The sequence below is a fragment of the Ruegeria sp. CDSB086 genome (assembly GCF_059611065.1).
In genome coordinates this window covers 16,666-32,811 of sequence record NZ_JBXWOV010000010.1, presented here as the reverse complement: position 1 = coordinate 32,811, position 16,146 = coordinate 16,666, and the positions used below count along the sequence as shown (strand labels likewise).

Below are 16,146 nucleotides of genomic sequence, written 5' to 3'. Positions count from 1 at the left end.
TCCTGCGTCAGCGAAGGTGTAGACGCCAAGGTCAGTTTTGTCCGCAAGTCGGAATTGCAAAGTCTTGGATTAAGTGTCCGGATTGGGCTGGACCTGCCAAACATGCAAGCCGCGGATAATGGCCGCATCGAGCCCACTTTGTAGTCCAGATCTCGCATGATCTTCTTCACTCGCTCTGGATCGACTTCGCGATCTTTTCCAGCAGTGTGGACGATGTGTCTGACGTAGATCGTCAAAGCGACAATGATCACGGCGGATAAGATCAAGCTGAAATGCTCGGCCCCCATCACCAAGTCTTCTTCCTTGGGTCTTCGATCCCGAGGTCGTCGAACACGTTGCCGCTACCATCAGTGATCTCGACATCATGGTCTTCAGTCACTAGATCCCAGGTGTTCTCTTTGACCCATTCATCCCGCCATTTGGGCGCATCGGCCGGACGCTGTGCAAAATCGGCGATTTGCTCGAGAATCATTTTGCGCAATGCAAGCCAGACCTCCGGACCCTCTCTGCGACGAGCTTGCAACTCTGCGATCAAGGCATCCAGAGGAACATCCTGTAACGGGCGCCCGAAGATCTCTTCTTCTGAAAAATCATCTGTCATCACTCAACATCCTCGACACTGATCGTCAAGACTAAGATCTTGTTTGGTTTTACAGTGACTTCTTTTCCTTCAATCGCTCGAAGTTGGCCGTTCACCAAAGTCTGGTAGATTACGAAAATTGGGATTTCCTCTTTTGAAGTCTCGTCACTCATCTGGCTTACCCTTCGGATCAGGCACCTTTCGCGACCGGATCTCATCCGAGGTAATCGGCTTGGTAAGTTTTGCTCGACCGGCCGCAATTTCAGCCTCCCGAAGCCTAAGCAAACGCAAGGTTTGTTCATCCAGCTCAACGTCGTCGTCATCACCCATCAGACTTCTCCCGAGTACAGTAACAGTGAGAACAGAGCACTTGAGACCCGTCGGCTGTCCGAACGATGTCACCAACGTGGCCACACTCTTCACACGTCACACCGCATCGAAATTCCATCCAGTCAGCGTACTCCTGAATGAGATCGTGGTATCGACTGAAACCGATGGAAATCTTGCCATCCCGGCCTTTCCTAATTTCCGAGATCTGAATAGTTCCAAGGTCCAGTGCCCTGAAATCCTGACTGAAGGAAAGCTTGTGGAGTGCTTGCGAAATCATGACGAGCCAGCCCTTTCCGACAGCAGGAACAAGAGATGCGCAATTCGGAGAAACGAGGTCTGGATAGTTTTCCACAATGTCCAGCCTCAGGCTGTCGGGCCAGGATTCTTCAGCGCCCTCAAATCGCCGCCGCAGAGCATCATTGTAGCACCAGCTGCAAAGCGTCGTCACAAACCCAAGGAAGTTCTGGCGTTGGGCAGAATTAGAACAACCTTCACAGGTTTGCTCAATCTGATCGACACGCCATTGAATCTCTTCACTCGCAGCCTGGTTGCAGTCCGGGCCCTCATAGACGCGCAAGCCTCCCCATTTCTGTTTGATCTGAACGATGGACGGGTGTTCATCACCAAACAGGTCGGGCTGCTCGTCGATCAACCTCTTCACTTTCTCAAGTGCAAGCGTAAGCTGCTCCGCCCACCCGGCACGATACTCACCAAGCTGCTTGAAGACGCTTCCATGAATATCGTTCCAGTCGACAACACTGCTCATCACTGACCTCCCGGCCCGCGCCTCTTTGAGATCATGTGAAACCTCCGCCATAGCAGTCATCATACGGTCGACCACTTCGCGGTCATCACACTCGGCATGCAGAACCTCGGTCGACCATGTGACGTCAGAGACGTGCGGAGCTGGGTAGTTGTGCGCCATCACCAAACGCATCTCTTCGGCGTACCAGGCGTCAAATGAGCGGAGATCATCTGGCGCTCCATGGTTCTCGATCACACCTCGGACCTTTTCCCGAAATTCCTTCCAGCTCTTTTCGACATCATCCATCATTCACATTCTCCAGAACTTGGTCTTGTTGAGATGGAAGACCCCTCTCGAGATCTGGCAAGCCGGACCAGCCTTCGGGTGTGCGTCCGAGGCACTCCTCGACCGATTGCTTGATATCGTTGAAGTCAATTGTGTTCTTCACGTCGTCCGCCATGTCGGATTCCTCCTGAGAATGGTAGGAGGCGTCGGAATCGAACCGACTCGTGCACTCTAATCTGGAGCAATTACAAGGATATAAGCCTCGCCCGCATACCAATGCTGCCTCCCACGGATTTTGCGTGGGTTATCGACCTCAGGCCGATATTCGATGGCAGTGGATGCGTGTGAACGTCATGTCCGCAAGCTGAACCAGTTCGCATAACCATGTCAAGACAGAGCGTGCTGCACCTAGAAATTCACCGCGTAGTTCTGGGAACCTTCTAGCTTAGCGTGTGCCAAAAAGAATGAAGCATCCTATTTTACGGTTCAGTACAGCGTCGAGTAGCTCTCAGACAGCGAAGCGATTCGATGCCCTGTCATCCGGATTCGAACTCAGAAGTTCCGTCGATAACTCGCTCTGAACCGCCGCGCGTCTTTTGATCTGCGTTTGGTGCGCTCTGTTCTGGAGAAATACAAAAGTCTTGATCTGACCAAACCTCAGCGGCAGCATTGATCTGCATCTTTCGAAAAATGGAGATACCGGTTGCAAGGCCTTGTAAATCTCGTTCCATTTAGCGTCTCGAGACATTTGTGATGATACGTTCCTCACCTGAATTGCTGGCAGTTTCAAGGCGTTGGTATGAAATACTCAGAACCAAGAAGAATACTGACGAATTACGGAACTATCTCTCGAAATCAGATGAACTAAGGTTCGTTGGGACAGGCGAAGGTGAGTTTTGGAGCGGGCAAGCAGTTCGCGATGGGGTTAGCGGCTTTTTTGCGGAGATCCCGGCTCCCGTCGTTTTCGAAGAAGTTGAAGCTGAGGCCTTTGAAAACGCAGAAACCGGATGGTCATCCTTTGTCCATAAGATTCAGTTTGTCGGCTTTGATGAGCCCGTCTTCTACCGCACCGTTCTGATTTTTGTCTTGGAGGGTGCGGCCTGGAAGATCATCAATCGCCACGCTTCAGTGCCCACTCCAAATATTGAACTCGTGGGTAAAGAACAGCTGGCCATCCAAAAACTGGTTGATGCTGCGCGCGAAGATGGACCCGAACTGATCCAAACTGAAGGTTTGGCTTCGGTACTTTTCACTGATGTGGAGGGCAGCACAACGTTGGCGGAGGCGTTGGGCGATCAGCGTTGGTCGGTGCTGATCGAAAACCACTTCCAAGTCTTGGCGGCGATCATTGAAAAGTATCATGGCCAGTTCGTGAAATCCCTTGGAGACGGAACGTTGTCCGTCTTTCCGTCCGCGAAAGAAGCACTAACGGCCGCTATCAAGATTCAGGGGGCCATTGCATCGGCTTCCGAGGAGCCATCTTTCGGTGTCCGGATTGGGATTCATACTGGTGATGTCGTGCAATCTCGTGGAGATTTTTTCGGTACGGTGGTCAACAAAGCGTCACGGATAACGACCATTGGTGCGGCAGGCGAGATACTCGTGTCAGATGCGACTCGCGCCATGGTCGGAGGACGAACCGATTTCTCATTTTCTGAAATAGAGCCGAGACTCCTGAAAGGTCTACGCGGTCACCACGTCTTATATCGGCTGGAGTGGCAAGATTGAGTATTGCGGCTGCTCTAACGCCGACAAACCACACAGATACCCAGCAGAGCAAAGTCGCAAAACGTCTTTTGCTACGCAGCACGCCTCACATCGCCAGCAATTCCAGATGAATTGCGACCATCGCCCAGGTGTCGCGCGTGCAATACGCCACAAGATCAGCATATACCTTCTCGCGCGCTGGATCATCCGGTTCCGTCAGTGTTACGTCCTTCCAAAGGCGAGACGCGCTCGCCCCCTCTTTGATGTCCAGATCATCGTATGAAAGTTCTGGCAAAAACGCTGGAAGAACGGCCTTGATAGAGGCGCTTCCCTTGAACGCGGGATCGTTGATCACTTCATCCGCAAACGGCTTCATAAGATCTACAACGCGGGCGTTTAGGCCTTTCAGGAACTCTGCATGCTCTGGATAAGTTTCCGCCATTTCCGTATTGCGCGATTTCTCGAACGGAGCATACCAAACCACTACAGAGCCAACGTTTCCTATGTCCTCACGAAGCCTTTTCAGCAAGGCTGGCATTGGGTTACTGGCGTCTCGGTGGAGATACTCCCTGTGCTCAATTTCTCCGCCAGGCTCATGCTGGATATGCAAGGAATACTGGAAAGCCACTTGCTGATAGGGACGCGTTCCGTCCCAGGGTGGCAGCAAACTCTGAGATGTCTCGTAGTCAAAATAGTGAACCGGATAGACAATCTCGCTCAGAAACCTGCTTAACTCCTGATGATCGATTGTGCGTTCACCGTTCGCCACTGTTCTCAAGTAGCGCTGTGTCGACTTGCCCAACACAGATGGATCACTGATCTCGTCAATCTTTGTGATCCCATTTGCGATGAGTTCCGAGGCTTTTTCCGCATTCATGAACGGAAGGCGGTGGATACTGTCATGCGCGAGAGGTGGGTCGAATTTTTCGCGGATCTCCAGCCATTCACCATAGGATTTAAGGCGCGCACGTTCGGGGGACGGATCAGGCATCGTACCGCTGGCAACGACGCTCAATGCCTGATCGATAAGCGTGCGTGTTTTTTCGAGCTGCTCAGTCACCGCATCCGTGATGTCAGTGATGCCGACAAGCTCTTGCGGATTGATTTCGCCGTTTCTGACGTAATCACGGTTCACATGTGCAACTTCGCAGCGCGTAATGGGGAACCCGGCCGCCTCAAGCACGACACGCTGGAATGCGAGATCAAAAGTGTGCTCGGGTTTTGCAGAAGTCCCGCTCTTGATCTCTGTCAGAACGTACCCATCATCACTGCGGCTCACGATGTCGGAGATGCAAGTTATGGTTCCATCTTCATAGCGTCCCTGCGCCACTGCGTTTGCACCGTTTCTCCAAGCCTCCAAAGTACGCGCGGGCAGAGCCTGGTATTCTGAAAAATCTGAAAAACCGAGGCGAACGAGATCACCAAAAAGCTCCTCTGCATATGGTTCAAAGGCGTGCCCCTCGTCAAAGCGTGCTTGCAACGAAGGGTCAATTGGCGGCAACAGATGCCTGGCATGCTTTTTGATCCAGAGCCAGGCAGGGTGCCTGAGAAACAACATGTAGTCTGATTTGGATAGCATCGTGTAATTTGCATTCCAGAATTGGTGAAACCAGTGGAAGACCATCATGGTCAGCTATTGAGAGTAACTTTTCTTTGGTGCAGTCGGCGTTACCACTCTACCAAAGCCTCATGTAAATCGTACCGATAGCTCGGCGTCCATCACGCCACCAAAACCAGCTGACCATTCTTCACCTGGAGACACTGGCCATGCGTCTGTCAATGTGCCAGTTGTGACTAGCTCGCCTCCCTGAAGCTGGTCGTCTTTGAAAAGCAGAGACACAAGATGAGCCAGGACTTTAATTGGGCCGCCGAGCGCGTTTTCACCCTTGCCGGCCTCGATAGCCTCGGTGCCCTTGAACAACGCTAGTGGCACTTCGGCCAAGCCGGTCAAGATATCATGCGTCGCCTCGATTTTGTCGCCAAGAACAAGGCAGCCGTGCAATCCTTGTGCTGCGATTGAGTCTTCGACCGAGAATTTCCAGTTGGGATAAATCGATTGGACGATTTCAAATCCTGGAGCGACCCACTCCACGCAACCTGCCAACTGCTCATCGTTCATTTCAGCCGTCGGTGTATGTCTAAGGCCGAGTACGATTTCTGGTTCAATCCTCGGTTCTGAATACCTTGCCAAGTTTACCGGCTGATCAGTCGAAAACAGCCCATCTGCGTGGACCTCTCCCCAAATGGGTTGATCCACACCGTAAACAGGCCAAATCGTGCGGTTCGTGAAGCCGACTTTTCTGCCAACTCTTTCTTTGTCCAGAATCTCGCGGACACGACTAGCAATCGAATAAGCGTCATCCAGCGATAGCTGTCCTGCCTCTGAAGACAGTTTAGGTATCTGCTGGGCAGAGGTCAGGGCATCAGCAATTGTCTGAGCGTTAGATTCAATATCTCTTGTCATATTCGCATTATACGCTCCGACGGCTGGATTGCGATGCAAGCGAGGTTTTGAAGGGCCATCGTCGGAAACTCAAAGGCTTGCAATGAAAGTGTGGATATGCCTCATTAACCTTCTGAGAGATGACAACCTTCGGTTGATGTCTATTCTTCAACTTAACCTTGGTTGGAAACCAGCTTCCCACTCGGAAGAATTCCTCTAAGGCTTCAAGATGCGCCTGGCGCTACTGCCGCTTTCGTTTGACCGAGATAATGCATCCGGAATGCTTCGGGTGCCGTGCTGGTACATCACGAGCCATCGCATCCACATTTCCAAGGTGTCGTAGTGCCCCGCTGTTCAGCAACACGCCGCGCCCGGCATCATACCGACGTTGCCCAAATCCGCTGGCAACGCATTCCCAGTCTTCCTTGGCCGCCGCGTTGCGGAATCTCGGTAGGTCGTGCGGATCATGCCGCCCAGGTGTTGCTGCGACGTGATCGTGTTTCTTCGCATTGCTTTGGTGGGTTATATGGTGGGTCACTTGAGTTGTTCCAGGTCGCTGGACAGTACCGGTCGTCGGCCTCGGCTTAGGGCGCATGATTGTCACGACGCCTTGTGGTTTCGGATGTCCTGGGACTGCCACGTGAGTTGCCGTCGGTTTTGGTGTCAACTGTGGAACCTGGCCAGGAACCGCCGTGGGAACCTGATTGGGGGTTGCGGTTGGTACAAGCGGTGGCGTCGCCGTAGTACCGCTGGGTTGCGGAACACGGCCGGGCACTGCAACCGGAATCTGGTTTGGTGTTGCAGTCGGGACGAGCGGTGGCACAGCAGTTTGACCGGTGGGCTGAGGTGGGACCTGACCAGGAACTGCGACTGGTATTTGGTTTGGTGTTGCGGTGGGCACAAGTGGCGGCACCGCTGTTGGGCCGGTGGGTTGAGGCGGAACCTGGCCAGGGGTAGCGACCGGAACTTGATTGGGAGTTGCAGTCGGAACTTGCGGCGGCACCGCGGTAGGACCGGTAGCCAATGGTGGAACCTGATTGGGAACGGCTGTCGGAACCCGGTTTGGTGTCGCGTTTGGTGCCAAAGGCGGAGCTAGAGTTGGCGCTACTACCGGCGTGGGAACCTGACCAGGAACCGCTATTGGTGTCGCAATAGGAACCTGACCGGGAATTGCGTTCGGGACCGCGCCCGGCGTAAGGACTGGAACAGTAACGGACGTGGGCGTTTGCTGCGTTCCCTTAGGCGGTAACTGATTTGCCACCGGCTGAGTTGGGCCAGTAACTTGATTACCTGCCCCTTGCCCACCAGCCTGCCCGCACCCTTGGCTCGACTGGTGTGGGTTCCCTACGCCTCGGCACCACCCGTAGTGATTTCCGCGGGCAAAGACCTGAGTAGCGGCCAGTTCTGCAATTAGACAAGTTGCGGTAAGTACAGCAATTCGGTTCAGTTTCATAACATCCTCACCAACTTGTTGTCAGAGCAAGATACGCGCCAGGATCGCCTGAGTCGGTCAACGGACCGTTTCTCAAAGGGACACCGACATATCCGGACAGGAATAGATTTTGCTTAAACTCAATGTCCAACCCAAGACCTGTCGATGCCAGTGTAGCATTGTCAACTTCAAAACTCGCAGGGTCATTGTTCGAGATGTAACCCACGTCGAAAAAGGCAAAGGGCGTTAAGCGATGTATGCTCTGGGAACTGGGGAAGTAGGAATGAGACACTTCGAAAATCGCGGAAATCCCGGAATCACCATCCACTTCGTCAAAACGATATCCGCGCAAAGCATAGCGATCACCAAGGAAGTACTCTTCGACAGAGGGCAGCCGGTCTGTTGTGTACTGCCCCCAAATCTCGGTGCGCCAAGCTGTGTTGGGCGACAAGCCCGTTAGTGGGCTTTCGTATCCGATGCCGCCTCGTAGATGCCAGAACGAAGAGTCCCCGTCGTCAAAATTCGCGTCTGTCGTGTCGTTGTCATTGTCACCAAAAGATAAGGTTAGCCCCGCTTCCAGAGCTTGTCCCTTTGGATAGTTTTGCCCGTAAAGATATGTAAGGCCAACGACACTCGCGTCACTGGATAGTGGAACGCCACCACTGACTGAATCCGCTTTTGAAAGGCGATAGTCCAGCAGAAGATATCCATAACGGGCCACATCGCGGATCACGGGGTAACCCATCGCGACTGTGAAGTTCTCGCCGTCAATATCTGTTCTCGCAAAGTCCCCTGAGAGGTCACGTTTTGCGTTTATGTTCCCGTAGAAGATCTCACCGTACAGACCATTGCTGTTCAGCGGCGTGCGATAGGTAAGAGCGCCCCATAAAGAGTGCTCATCGTCTTTGTCCCAATTGTAATTGCCTGATCCCTCAAATCGCAGCAAATCCCCGACGGTCAGCGTTGAATAAAACTCTTGCACGACATAGAAGCTGAGCGCTTCTCCAAGCTCACGCGGAGGGTTGTCGAGTGTCGCACTACCGGCTTGTTTTCGCAGTGGCTCTCCCAATACTCTCAGCCGAGCACCAGCCTGATCCGGGTAATCAAGTTCGGTCGACAACTCCAAGTCAGGTATGTCCTCGGCTAGCATAACCGCCCGCTCAAATCGTTTCAGCGTTATGGGATAGGAGGTGGTGAGGGGCTGAAAAATCTTCTCTAGGGTTTGGAACGTGCGCGTATCTACACCTTCAATTTCGATGGTTTGAATGCGCCCTTCATCAACAATTATGCTCTGCCCATCGGGGCCGGGCCAGGCCTCAGCCAAGAAGTAACCGTCTTCTCGGTAGATCTGCGTGATCGTTGATGCGACATCCACTGCTGTGATGCGCCCTGACCGATCAAAAGCCAACTGACCGGCAAACGTTAACAGCTCATCCGTATCATATACCGTTACGCCGCTGACAGAGTGCTGTGATGCGATGTCCCAGGTTTGGGCAATGCTGTATTTTGGAACTGCAACAAAGGCCACTAATGTGCAAATGATCGCAATTACAACCGAATTGGATACGGGCATTATCGATAACCTTAAGGTGACTGAGCATGTTGAAGCCCAACGTTATTACATGGTTCGCATGTGTGAACCTGACGCTATTCGAATATATTGATGGGTGATGTTTTTTAGAAACATATCGAACAGAGCGCAGATTTACTTAATATACTGCACATAAGACGGCACTCATTTACACAACCCCGCTTTTCAACCACGCAGAGTAGAGAACTAGTAGGACAGTCCTCACAACTCCGGTTGCTCAAAAACATAAAGCCGCGATTTCTTGGCATCATCTGTCAGGATATAGAGAAGCCCTCTGATCTCATCGAGAGCGATCCCTTCGGGATGTTTAACTTCTTTTTGTTTTCCATCTTCTGTGAACGTCAAACTGATAGACTTTACGGACTTGGATTCTGGATTGTAGATGAAGATCTGACGGCCTTTGTCACTCACAATCCAAAGAGAACGCGAGGACCGGGACCATGCCAGGCCGCTCAAATCCAGTTCATCATCATCTACACGCTCGGAGATAAAACCTGCATCGCGGGCTAAAGGAATGATCTCAATAATTTCGTCTAGCTCTGGCGATAACACCATTAACAACCTTGGTTGTCCCTCAATGCCAACGAAGACCCGCCCGGATTCCGGGTCAACGGCGATACCTTCGGGTCCCTTATTCAAAGGGTTGCCGACGAGTAATTCAGCGGCGGTCGGGTAACCTTTAAGAGATGCGAGAGGTATTGTCGTCAGTTGAATGGGGTCAGTTGGGTGAACGACTAGGATTGATCGGTCAGTTTCTTGAAGCACCAAAACAGACCCATCTTTTCGAGGTGCAACACCCTCCAAATCTGATCCTGCCAATGCTGGCAACTTGAAAGAGTTTCCTAATACCCCGTCGACTCCGAGTAGGTGCAGTTTAGGTTCGGCATCACTTACAGACCACAAGAAGCCTTCAGTGTTAGACATTGCCAAACCGGAAGGCTCTGAAAATCCCTCTGATTTGTCTGCCACCTTGAATTTATCGACCAGAACCAAACCAGCACTTTCGGCGTAGGCAAAATCGGTCCAAGGCAAGAAGGCTGCCGCAACCAAGCTGGCCGTAAAAGCGAGTCGTCTAAGTTTGCAGAAACACCGTGAAATTGTAGGTTTTGACGGAAACACTTTGTTTTCTGCCATTCAATTTTCTCGCGCTTGGACCATATCCTTGTATCAGCGTTCGTATCACAGTCCGGACGCAATGTCCGAAGAATGCACGGTAATCTCTTTACCTGATCCCGCCTGTTGCGATTGAATTGAATAGGGCACGATGTGCCTTTGGTGAAGCGTAAGCCTTTGGCGTGAGCAGGAAGGAAGACAAGTTGAATACGACCCTCACATTTGTGACCGTGTTGTTGATGCTGCTGTTGCCAGGTGCTGCGGTGTCACAAGTCGACCCTGCGACGATGCTGGCCGGGGCTTCGGAATCGGGAATTCTCATCGAACGCCGGTGGACGCAGTTTCGTGGCAAACAGGAACTGTATTTCTTTACTCTCGATGTGATCGTCACGATCTTTCTGGCTGGCTTGATCGTCTATCATCCGGTGAGACGTAAAGCCCGTAGAAGTGTCAGCGATATCGTCATGCCGCGACTGTTCTTCCTTTATGCGCTTGTCGGCATGGCGGTTGGGTTTCTGGTCGTACAGCACGGATCGATGATCGGGTTCGTGATTTTTGGAATAGGAGCTCTGTTAAGGTTCCGATCAAATATGGATGACCCGGTCGACACGGTGGAAATGATTATAGTCACCGTGCTTGGGCTGGCGGTAGGGCTGGGCTTACCCTTGATGGCCACACTGGTGGCGGTTGTATGTTGGTGTTTCATTTGGCTCGGTGGGCGAAACAAGGGCGTGGAAATTTCGCTCAAGGCTTCAAACGAAGAGCACTCATTGAAAGTCAGCGGGGACATTGAAGCCATGGCCGCAGACGCTGGCTGGAAGCTGGTCAGAAAACACCACGTCCCCGGAAAGTCTCGCGTCTCATTGCTTTTCATCACCTCGGGAGGGCTTTCAGAAGCCCGGATAGAAGAGATGATAAACGATCTGGTCCCTGATAAAGTTGAGCTGAAACTCAACCTCTAGTCATTTCACAAGGTCTAAGCGTTTCAACACCGCATTCGGGGATCTGATCTCTTTCGGGAGCGACTTGAAGTTTACTGACCTTTCGAAATCAGGCCCTCGATATACTGCTATCCCAAATTCTCCGTTTGGCTGGAACGTAACATGAGTGAAGCTGTGAGGCGATCTGGCGTTATCGCCAATTAGCCGTCGCGGGCCACCTCCCAAACAAGCTTGAGAGACGTAAGCTACACCGTCTTTCCAACCGGGATAGAAGGCATGATGGTGGCCTGACAGATGCAGAACGACACCGCTTTCCAAATAGATTTTTTCAAGTGTTGGGTCACCGATGATTTCGCGTTCGCGCTGGATCGCGAAGGGCCAAAGTGGGAGGTGACTGAAAGTGACAACCGGATTTCCATTTGCACCCAGTTCCACAAGTCGGTCCTGTTGATCACCGGATAGCGGCCCTAAGGTCGTAGCATCCAAAGATGCAAACGTTACGCCCTGCATCTCAAACGCGTAGAAGAACGGGTAGTCATCCGAAACCAGGAAGTCGACGTCTGGTTTTCTTGGTGCCCATTCCTCTGCGTATATTTTTCTTTCACGCTCGAACCCACGGTAGGCGGAGGCATCATGGTTCCCAGGCGTGACCGCAAATGGAATGCCGGCAGCCTCTAAAGGATCTGATACGGCCTCGTGAAACGCCTTCCACATCTCCCTGACCTGTTTGTCGGATAAGTTGGGGATGCGCTGTCCCGCAACCATATCTCCGGTCGAAATCACCAAATCGGGATCAATCTCGATTATGCGCTCAATCGCTTTGTCGACGCGGGCATCGTATCTTGCCGAACCATAGCTTCCGTTCAGATCCGATATGACGATTACATCCAATGCCGCCGCTTTGCAGGTGAGCAGAGCGGTCCAAATGAACGCCGCAAAAAGCATAGAAAGCTTACGGGTCACTACAGTTCACGGCCTCCACTACGGTGTCGTTTCTCACAAAGAAAGCGACAGGATCCAAGTCGAACATCAAATCACCATTAGAACAATTGTCCTGGAGGATGGATGTTGCAAGCGCGGTGTTAATTATAACTTGTGAAATTTGCTTATCTGACAATCCAAGGCTCTGCGACAACCAGCCGTAGGCGGGACCTTGAGATTGAAGATCATTATTCAAAGCAACCAAGCGTCGGTATGTGCTTGGAGAGAAATGCCGCATTTTCTCTAGCATTTGAGTAGATTTTGCGAAGTTGGCATACTCGATACGCCCACCAGCATCGTTGTCGTTTAGATTGCTGCGACGGATCAATAATGCGTCGGCGGGAACGTCTCCATCGTTTGGCTGATGGTGCTTGGCCTTCCTATGCTTCAGGTCTCCGTCTTCGACCCAATACCAATAGGGTGTGAAGTCTATGTTTCCTACGCGGTCCTGCTGGCTAAAGATGAAATCTAGGAGAACAATCTCGGTAAGTTCTTGCATCCAAAATGCCATCTGTTGGTCGCTGACATCGGGGCCGAGATCCTTGTTGATCATCCGGTCTCTTCGACCTTCTCTGACGCCCTCTGCGATTGCCTCTGACAATGGTTTTGAAGACCGCAAAGCTAAGAAAGCGGGCGTTTCCTGAAAATCGCGGTTCTGACCTTTCCCCCAACCAGATTTACGGGTGCCGTTGATTTCCGAGCCGTATCGATGCCCAGGGCTATCAAGCAGCACACCGTATATTTGCGTTCGATCCGATGTGAACAGATCATCTGTCGGTTGGTATGAGTTCGGGTCGGCATCCGCAGCTGCGAAGACCCGCCAGCCTTCATGGTTCATGCGCCCGCCATGAGAGCCGCCAGAAATCGCAAGGCCAGGCTCTGCGACCTCGGAAAAATGCGCCTGGGCGTCCATGCTACGCCAAACGGCGACTGGAACTTTGACAGTCGTGTCGAAATATCTGGAGAAATGATAGTAAAGCAGCGACGAGGTTGAAAACGTTCCACTGGTGCCCTTTTGGTTCATGGTGGACTTGAACTTAGCCACCCTGTCCTTGGCCAGATCTTTTGCTGCCTTCCCCTCTTTGCAAGCGTTTCTCTCGAATTCGGAACGGTTCCCCGTGTAGGGTCCTTCCGAAATATCGTAGACGGCCATTCCTGGGCTGGTGCTCCAAGTTTTTGGGCAAATCGCAATTTCGGAGGCATAAAAATCGATCTCGCAATAGGCAGTTTCTTCTTCAAGATCGCTGTTCTTGTACTCGCCCGTTGGAACTTTTTCGATCCGAATGCAGCGTTCAGTAATGCCGTTGGGACTATCAAATGTCGTGGCTTCACCTAGAACATCGTCGCTCGCCCACAAGGCAGTGGGTGCAATGAGAGCAAGTGACCCCAGAAGATTGAACTTCATTTGGATAGTCCTCCCGGTATCATTTAGGGCAAATCGCTGCCTGTTGTTCGGTGGAGATTTTCAACTTGGGGTCAACGCTGAAGTTGGAGAATTTTGAGTCAATCCACTGGTCGCACCCGCCTGAACAAGGGGCCCCGTTTCGGGCATCATTCCAATATTCCTTGGCCCTTTCTTCCGTCCAACCGCAAAACTGAACGAGCGCCATTGCCGACAATGCCCCCGAGGAATGAACACCCCACATGCAGTGCACCAGGACAGGGCCTTTTCCAGGGTTTTGAATCACCTCGTGTATGGAAGCCATGACAGCACTGGGTCGGGAGGATCTGGCACTTTGATAGTCAAAGGATCCGTTTCCACAACTGGTGCGACCGTATTCAGTGTTTTTGCCAAAGTCGGCATAAAACCCGGTTGAAAACCCTTCACCGCACAGAGTTTCGCGTTGACCCTCACTTAGGCCAGTTCGATCCTTGTCGCCACCCTTGAAACCGGATCGATACAACACTCCGCTTAAGACTGGGCGAAAGAAAGCGACACCATCAACGCCTCCGTCACCACCCTTTGACAGCATTTGACTGTTGCTTGGACCGCCATTTCGACTGGTCACGTCAGAATTCGCAGTGGTTGCGAGAACACCAATGAATATGAGGGACGCCAAAAACCGCATGCCATCTCCTTTCTATACTTGAACCTTTGATGCTCAAACTCTTGCGACCTGATAGTTTCTCGGAAAGGCTAGTTCACGACAACCATATCAAGTGGGCAGTTAGCTTTCCGCTGTGAAACATTAAATGGGCCACACCAGATTGATGATAACGACGACTACGAAGTAAGCTAGAACAACTTTCCAGTTCCATTGGTGCTTGTTTTCTTCATTGATCACGCCAGCGGATTTCAATGCCAGGTTAGTGATGATTAAGGCGACAACGATGACCGCCGCGTGTGCCAGGTCGAATTGCAAGTTTGAACACCTTCTTTCAGATTTGGGATTGATGGAAGTCTGTCAGCAGTCACCTGATGGCAGCATAGCTACATCTGAGTACCTTCCCTCGGAGGTCGTGATCCGAGCGCATGCACCGGTATCCTTGTTAAACCAGTACGAGGTTAGCCCCTCGCTTCGGATGAGTTCAAACCCGAGACTTTGAATACCCATTTCAGCTTGGCCCGCTCTTGCCCCTTCAAATGACGAAAGATCGCTAGAGCTGCCCACAGTTGGTGCACTTGCATCCACTGATCCGCCACTGTCGTCGCATGCTGCAAGCGCAGTAGTACACGCCGTGCCGATCACCAATAGGACCTTGGGTTTCATCTGTTTTTCCCTCTCTTTTTATACTTGCGTTCCAGGGTTTCTGATTGATCACCTATTCAATTCCGAAAATGACGTTGTAGTCGACGGAAGAGTTGCTGCGATTGATAACCTCCACAACATGATCACCAGATTGCCAAAGCTGTCCTCGATACTCCTTGTCCGCCGACATCAATCCCAACAGTTCAGAACCATCGGGGTTGCGAATAACGTAGTCCAAGGAGCCATTTCGCGGAGCAACGCGAACGTAAAGGAACTGTTCGCTTTTGGCACCGAGAACATATTGCTGTGACGCTCCGGGCGCGAGTTCACCAACGAGTTCGGCGCCGGTGGAACCACCATCGAATTTGACACGTTGGCTACCGGTAGAACCGGCCGCGCCTGCCACTGCTCCACCGCCATCATCCATCGCCTCGACAACCGCCATCTCGCCGATGTTTCCATCCTTGTACGCGATGCAGCGCCAAAGTGTTCCACCTGCGTCTCGCAGCATGACGAGCGTACCCGCCTCTGAGAACTCTGAGCTTTCAATCGTTCCGGATTGACCGTCTGGTCCACCAACCTGCCGCAAGTGGTCGATACACGCGTCGTCTGCTTCAGACATTGCAAACGAAGCCGTGCCTGCGATTGCGAACATCGGTGCGAGGAATTTAAGTACAGCGAATTTCATCAGATGGTCCCTTGCTGGCTAATCCTTAGAGTTTTGTTCCCTACAAAGCGGAACCTCACTTAGTTACTCGTAACTTTGACAGAAACTCGTCGCATGCCTGTGCGCTGCCGACGATCTCGCCTGTCGTTTCAATTCCTTGCAGTGACGCCATCTCGGAATTAACGCGATTGAGGATCTGATCCGCTTGCTCGGCGGTGATCAGGTTCTCGGCTTGTGCTCCTTTCAATGTGGTGCAGACACCGGCGGACAAGCCAGTCGCAACGCCGACACCTATCGCGGCACCGCCACCCATGGTCATCGCCCCAACCACGCCGAGGGCGAGCCCGATCACGATACCCAAGATCACTTTTCCCATGTTTTCCTCCCTTTTGGTGAGAAAGAGTTCAGCCACCACTACAGGCGCAATCTGCGTGCCCATCTGCAAATCAAGACCAGCGCTAACAGGTTGAGCACCGGAGCAATCGCCGCGAACCATGGTTTGGCCGACTCAAAAACCAAGTCCGCTACAAGTATCCAAGGTAGTCCCAACGGCAAAAGGAACACCCCGGACAAAGGGTCTCTTTCTTGCCCCAGCCAACCAAATGTACCCGTTAAGAACGCAACCAACGCTAACAGGTAAA

At 52.1% G+C, this 16,146-nt stretch carries 18 protein-coding genes and 1 tRNA gene; 2 read left to right on the top strand and 17 right to left on the bottom strand.

The genetic code is table 11. The annotated features are described in order from the left end of the window. Positions 1-286 precede the first annotated feature (286 nt). The 7 genes from AC2FIO_RS18785 to AC2FIO_RS18755 form a co-directional block, all read right to left on the bottom strand. A complete protein-coding gene (locus AC2FIO_RS18785) occupies positions 287-601 on the bottom strand; it encodes a hypothetical protein (RefSeq protein WP_171236819.1) in 315 nt (104 codons plus the stop codon). Beyond that, positions 601-753, bottom strand: a complete 153-nt coding sequence (locus AC2FIO_RS18780) for a hypothetical protein (protein ID WP_496699569.1) — start codon at positions 751-753, stop codon at positions 601-603. The genes AC2FIO_RS18785 and AC2FIO_RS18780 overlap by 1 nt, the downstream gene beginning before the upstream one ends. Continuing rightward, on the bottom strand, positions 746-910 hold the full coding sequence (locus AC2FIO_RS18775) for a hypothetical protein (RefSeq protein WP_170334772.1): 165 nt from the start codon (positions 908-910) through the stop codon (positions 746-748). Before AC2FIO_RS18775 ends, AC2FIO_RS18780 begins: the two co-directional genes overlap by 8 nt. Beyond that, positions 903-1,964, bottom strand: a complete 1,062-nt coding sequence (locus AC2FIO_RS18770) for a hypothetical protein (protein ID WP_496699567.1) — start codon at positions 1,962-1,964, stop codon at positions 903-905. Before AC2FIO_RS18770 ends, AC2FIO_RS18775 begins: the two co-directional genes overlap by 8 nt. Then, on the bottom strand, positions 1,954-2,115 hold the full coding sequence (locus tag AC2FIO_RS18765; RefSeq protein ID WP_496699565.1) for a hypothetical protein: 162 nt from the start codon (positions 2,113-2,115) through the stop codon (positions 1,954-1,956). The genes AC2FIO_RS18770 and AC2FIO_RS18765 overlap by 11 nt, the downstream gene beginning before the upstream one ends. Positions 2,116-2,134: 19 nt before the next feature. After that, a tRNA-OTHER gene (locus AC2FIO_RS18760) sits at positions 2,135-2,228 on the bottom strand. A 248-nt stretch (positions 2,229-2,476) separates the two neighbouring features. Further along, positions 2,477-2,671, bottom strand: coding sequence for a hypothetical protein (locus AC2FIO_RS18755; RefSeq protein WP_170808407.1), 195 nt, complete (start codon positions 2,669-2,671; stop codon positions 2,477-2,479). Positions 2,672-2,693: 22 nt separating this feature from the next. On the opposite strand from AC2FIO_RS18755, the gene AC2FIO_RS18750 reads away from it, so the two are divergent. Further along, the gene (locus tag AC2FIO_RS18750) at positions 2,694-3,668 is read left to right on the top strand and encodes an adenylate/guanylate cyclase domain-containing protein (protein ID WP_496699562.1); all 975 of its coding nucleotides are present in this window, start codon (positions 2,694-2,696) and stop codon (positions 3,666-3,668) included. Positions 3,669-3,753: 85 nt separating this feature from the next. On the opposite strand, the gene AC2FIO_RS18745 is transcribed toward AC2FIO_RS18750, so the two are convergent. From AC2FIO_RS18745 to AC2FIO_RS18725, 5 genes are all read right to left on the bottom strand, one after another. After that, positions 3,754-4,926 carry a DUF2779 domain-containing protein gene (locus AC2FIO_RS18745; RefSeq protein ID WP_496699560.1) on the bottom strand — a complete coding sequence of 391 codons (1,173 nt, stop codon included), beginning with the start codon at positions 4,924-4,926 and terminating at the stop codon, positions 3,754-3,756. 408 nt (positions 4,927-5,334) lie between these two features. Next, complete coding sequence (locus tag AC2FIO_RS18740; protein WP_271952844.1) at positions 5,335-6,111, bottom strand: 2-keto-4-pentenoate hydratase; 777 nt, start codon at positions 6,109-6,111, stop codon at positions 5,335-5,337. 220 nt (positions 6,112-6,331) lie between these two features. Beyond that, the gene (locus AC2FIO_RS18735; protein ID WP_282121536.1) at positions 6,332-6,628 is read right to left on the bottom strand and encodes a hypothetical protein; all 297 of its coding nucleotides are present in this window, start codon (positions 6,626-6,628) and stop codon (positions 6,332-6,334) included. A gap of 922 nt (positions 6,629-7,550) precedes the next feature. Further along, positions 7,551-9,095 carry a ShlB/FhaC/HecB family hemolysin secretion/activation protein gene (locus AC2FIO_RS18730; RefSeq protein WP_496699558.1) on the bottom strand — a complete coding sequence of 515 codons (1,545 nt, stop codon included), beginning with the start codon at positions 9,093-9,095 and terminating at the stop codon, positions 7,551-7,553. A 219-nt stretch (positions 9,096-9,314) separates the two neighbouring features. Further along, the gene (locus tag AC2FIO_RS18725) at positions 9,315-10,247 is read right to left on the bottom strand and encodes an SdiA-regulated domain-containing protein (protein WP_142639638.1); all 933 of its coding nucleotides are present in this window, start codon (positions 10,245-10,247) and stop codon (positions 9,315-9,317) included. 182 nt (positions 10,248-10,429) lie between these two features. Between AC2FIO_RS18725 and AC2FIO_RS18720 the strand changes: the two genes are divergently transcribed. Next, positions 10,430-11,188: a DUF4956 domain-containing protein gene (locus AC2FIO_RS18720; RefSeq protein WP_299637025.1), complete on the top strand. Its 759-nt coding sequence runs from the start codon at positions 10,430-10,432 to the stop codon at positions 11,186-11,188. Here the strand turns inward: AC2FIO_RS18720 and AC2FIO_RS18715 are convergent, their stop codons facing one another. From AC2FIO_RS18715 to AC2FIO_RS18695, 5 genes are all read right to left on the bottom strand, one after another. Then, positions 11,189-12,130 (bottom strand): metallophosphoesterase family protein, encoded by a 942-nt coding sequence (locus AC2FIO_RS18715; RefSeq protein ID WP_299637026.1) that lies wholly within the window; start codon positions 12,128-12,130, stop codon positions 11,189-11,191. After that, positions 12,120-13,553 carry a hypothetical protein gene (locus AC2FIO_RS18710; RefSeq protein ID WP_299637027.1) on the bottom strand — a complete coding sequence of 478 codons (1,434 nt, stop codon included), beginning with the start codon at positions 13,551-13,553 and terminating at the stop codon, positions 12,120-12,122. Before AC2FIO_RS18710 ends, AC2FIO_RS18715 begins: the two co-directional genes overlap by 11 nt. 784 nt (positions 13,554-14,337) lie before the next feature. Beyond that, complete coding sequence (locus AC2FIO_RS18705; protein ID WP_157054209.1) at positions 14,338-14,511, bottom strand: hypothetical protein; 174 nt, start codon at positions 14,509-14,511, stop codon at positions 14,338-14,340. 400 nt (positions 14,512-14,911) lie between these two features. Beyond that, positions 14,912-15,526: a hypothetical protein gene (locus tag AC2FIO_RS18700; protein ID WP_281996018.1), complete on the bottom strand. Its 615-nt coding sequence runs from the start codon at positions 15,524-15,526 to the stop codon at positions 14,912-14,914. Positions 15,527-15,581: 55 nt separating this feature from the next. Continuing rightward, the gene (locus AC2FIO_RS18695; RefSeq protein WP_496699555.1) at positions 15,582-16,001 is read right to left on the bottom strand and encodes a hypothetical protein; all 420 of its coding nucleotides are present in this window, start codon (positions 15,999-16,001) and stop codon (positions 15,582-15,584) included. Between the last annotated feature and the right edge of the window lie 145 nt (positions 16,002-16,146).

What these genes read in the sequence shown, in the direction of transcription:
- AC2FIO_RS18700 (WP_281996018.1), bottom strand. Translation starts at nt 15,526, where the DNA reads ATGAAATTCGCTGTACTTAAATTCCTCGCACCGATGTTCGCAATCGCA.
- AC2FIO_RS18730 (WP_496699558.1), bottom strand. Translation starts at nt 9,095, where the DNA reads ATGCCCGTATCCAATTCGGTTGTAATTGCGATCATTTGCACATTAGTG.
- AC2FIO_RS18710 (WP_299637027.1), bottom strand. Translation starts at nt 13,553, where the DNA reads ATGAAGTTCAATCTTCTGGGGTCACTTGCTCTCATTGCACCCACTGCC.
- AC2FIO_RS18755 (WP_170808407.1), bottom strand. Translation starts at nt 2,671, where the DNA reads ATGGAACGAGATTTACAAGGCCTTGCAACCGGTATCTCCATTTTTCGA.
- AC2FIO_RS18740 (WP_271952844.1), bottom strand. Translation starts at nt 6,111, where the DNA reads ATGACAAGAGATATTGAATCTAACGCTCAGACAATTGCTGATGCCCTG.
- AC2FIO_RS18780 (WP_496699569.1), bottom strand. Translation starts at nt 753, where the DNA reads ATGAGTGACGAGACTTCAAAAGAGGAAATCCCAATTTTCGTAATCTAC.
- AC2FIO_RS18765 (WP_496699565.1), bottom strand. Translation starts at nt 2,115, where the DNA reads ATGGCGGACGACGTGAAGAACACAATTGACTTCAACGATATCAAGCAA.
- AC2FIO_RS18775 (WP_170334772.1), bottom strand. Translation starts at nt 910, where the DNA reads ATGGGTGATGACGACGACGTTGAGCTGGATGAACAAACCTTGCGTTTG.
- AC2FIO_RS18750 (WP_496699562.1), top strand. Translation starts at nt 2,694, where the DNA reads ATGATACGTTCCTCACCTGAATTGCTGGCAGTTTCAAGGCGTTGGTAT.
- AC2FIO_RS18695 (WP_496699555.1), bottom strand. Translation starts at nt 16,001, where the DNA reads ATGGTTCGCGGCGATTGCTCCGGTGCTCAACCTGTTAGCGCTGGTCTT.
- AC2FIO_RS18770 (WP_496699567.1), bottom strand. Translation starts at nt 1,964, where the DNA reads ATGATGGATGATGTCGAAAAGAGCTGGAAGGAATTTCGGGAAAAGGTC.
- AC2FIO_RS18785 (WP_171236819.1), bottom strand. Translation starts at nt 601, where the DNA reads ATGACAGATGATTTTTCAGAAGAAGAGATCTTCGGGCGCCCGTTACAG.
- AC2FIO_RS18725 (WP_142639638.1), bottom strand. Translation starts at nt 10,247, where the DNA reads ATGGCAGAAAACAAAGTGTTTCCGTCAAAACCTACAATTTCACGGTGT.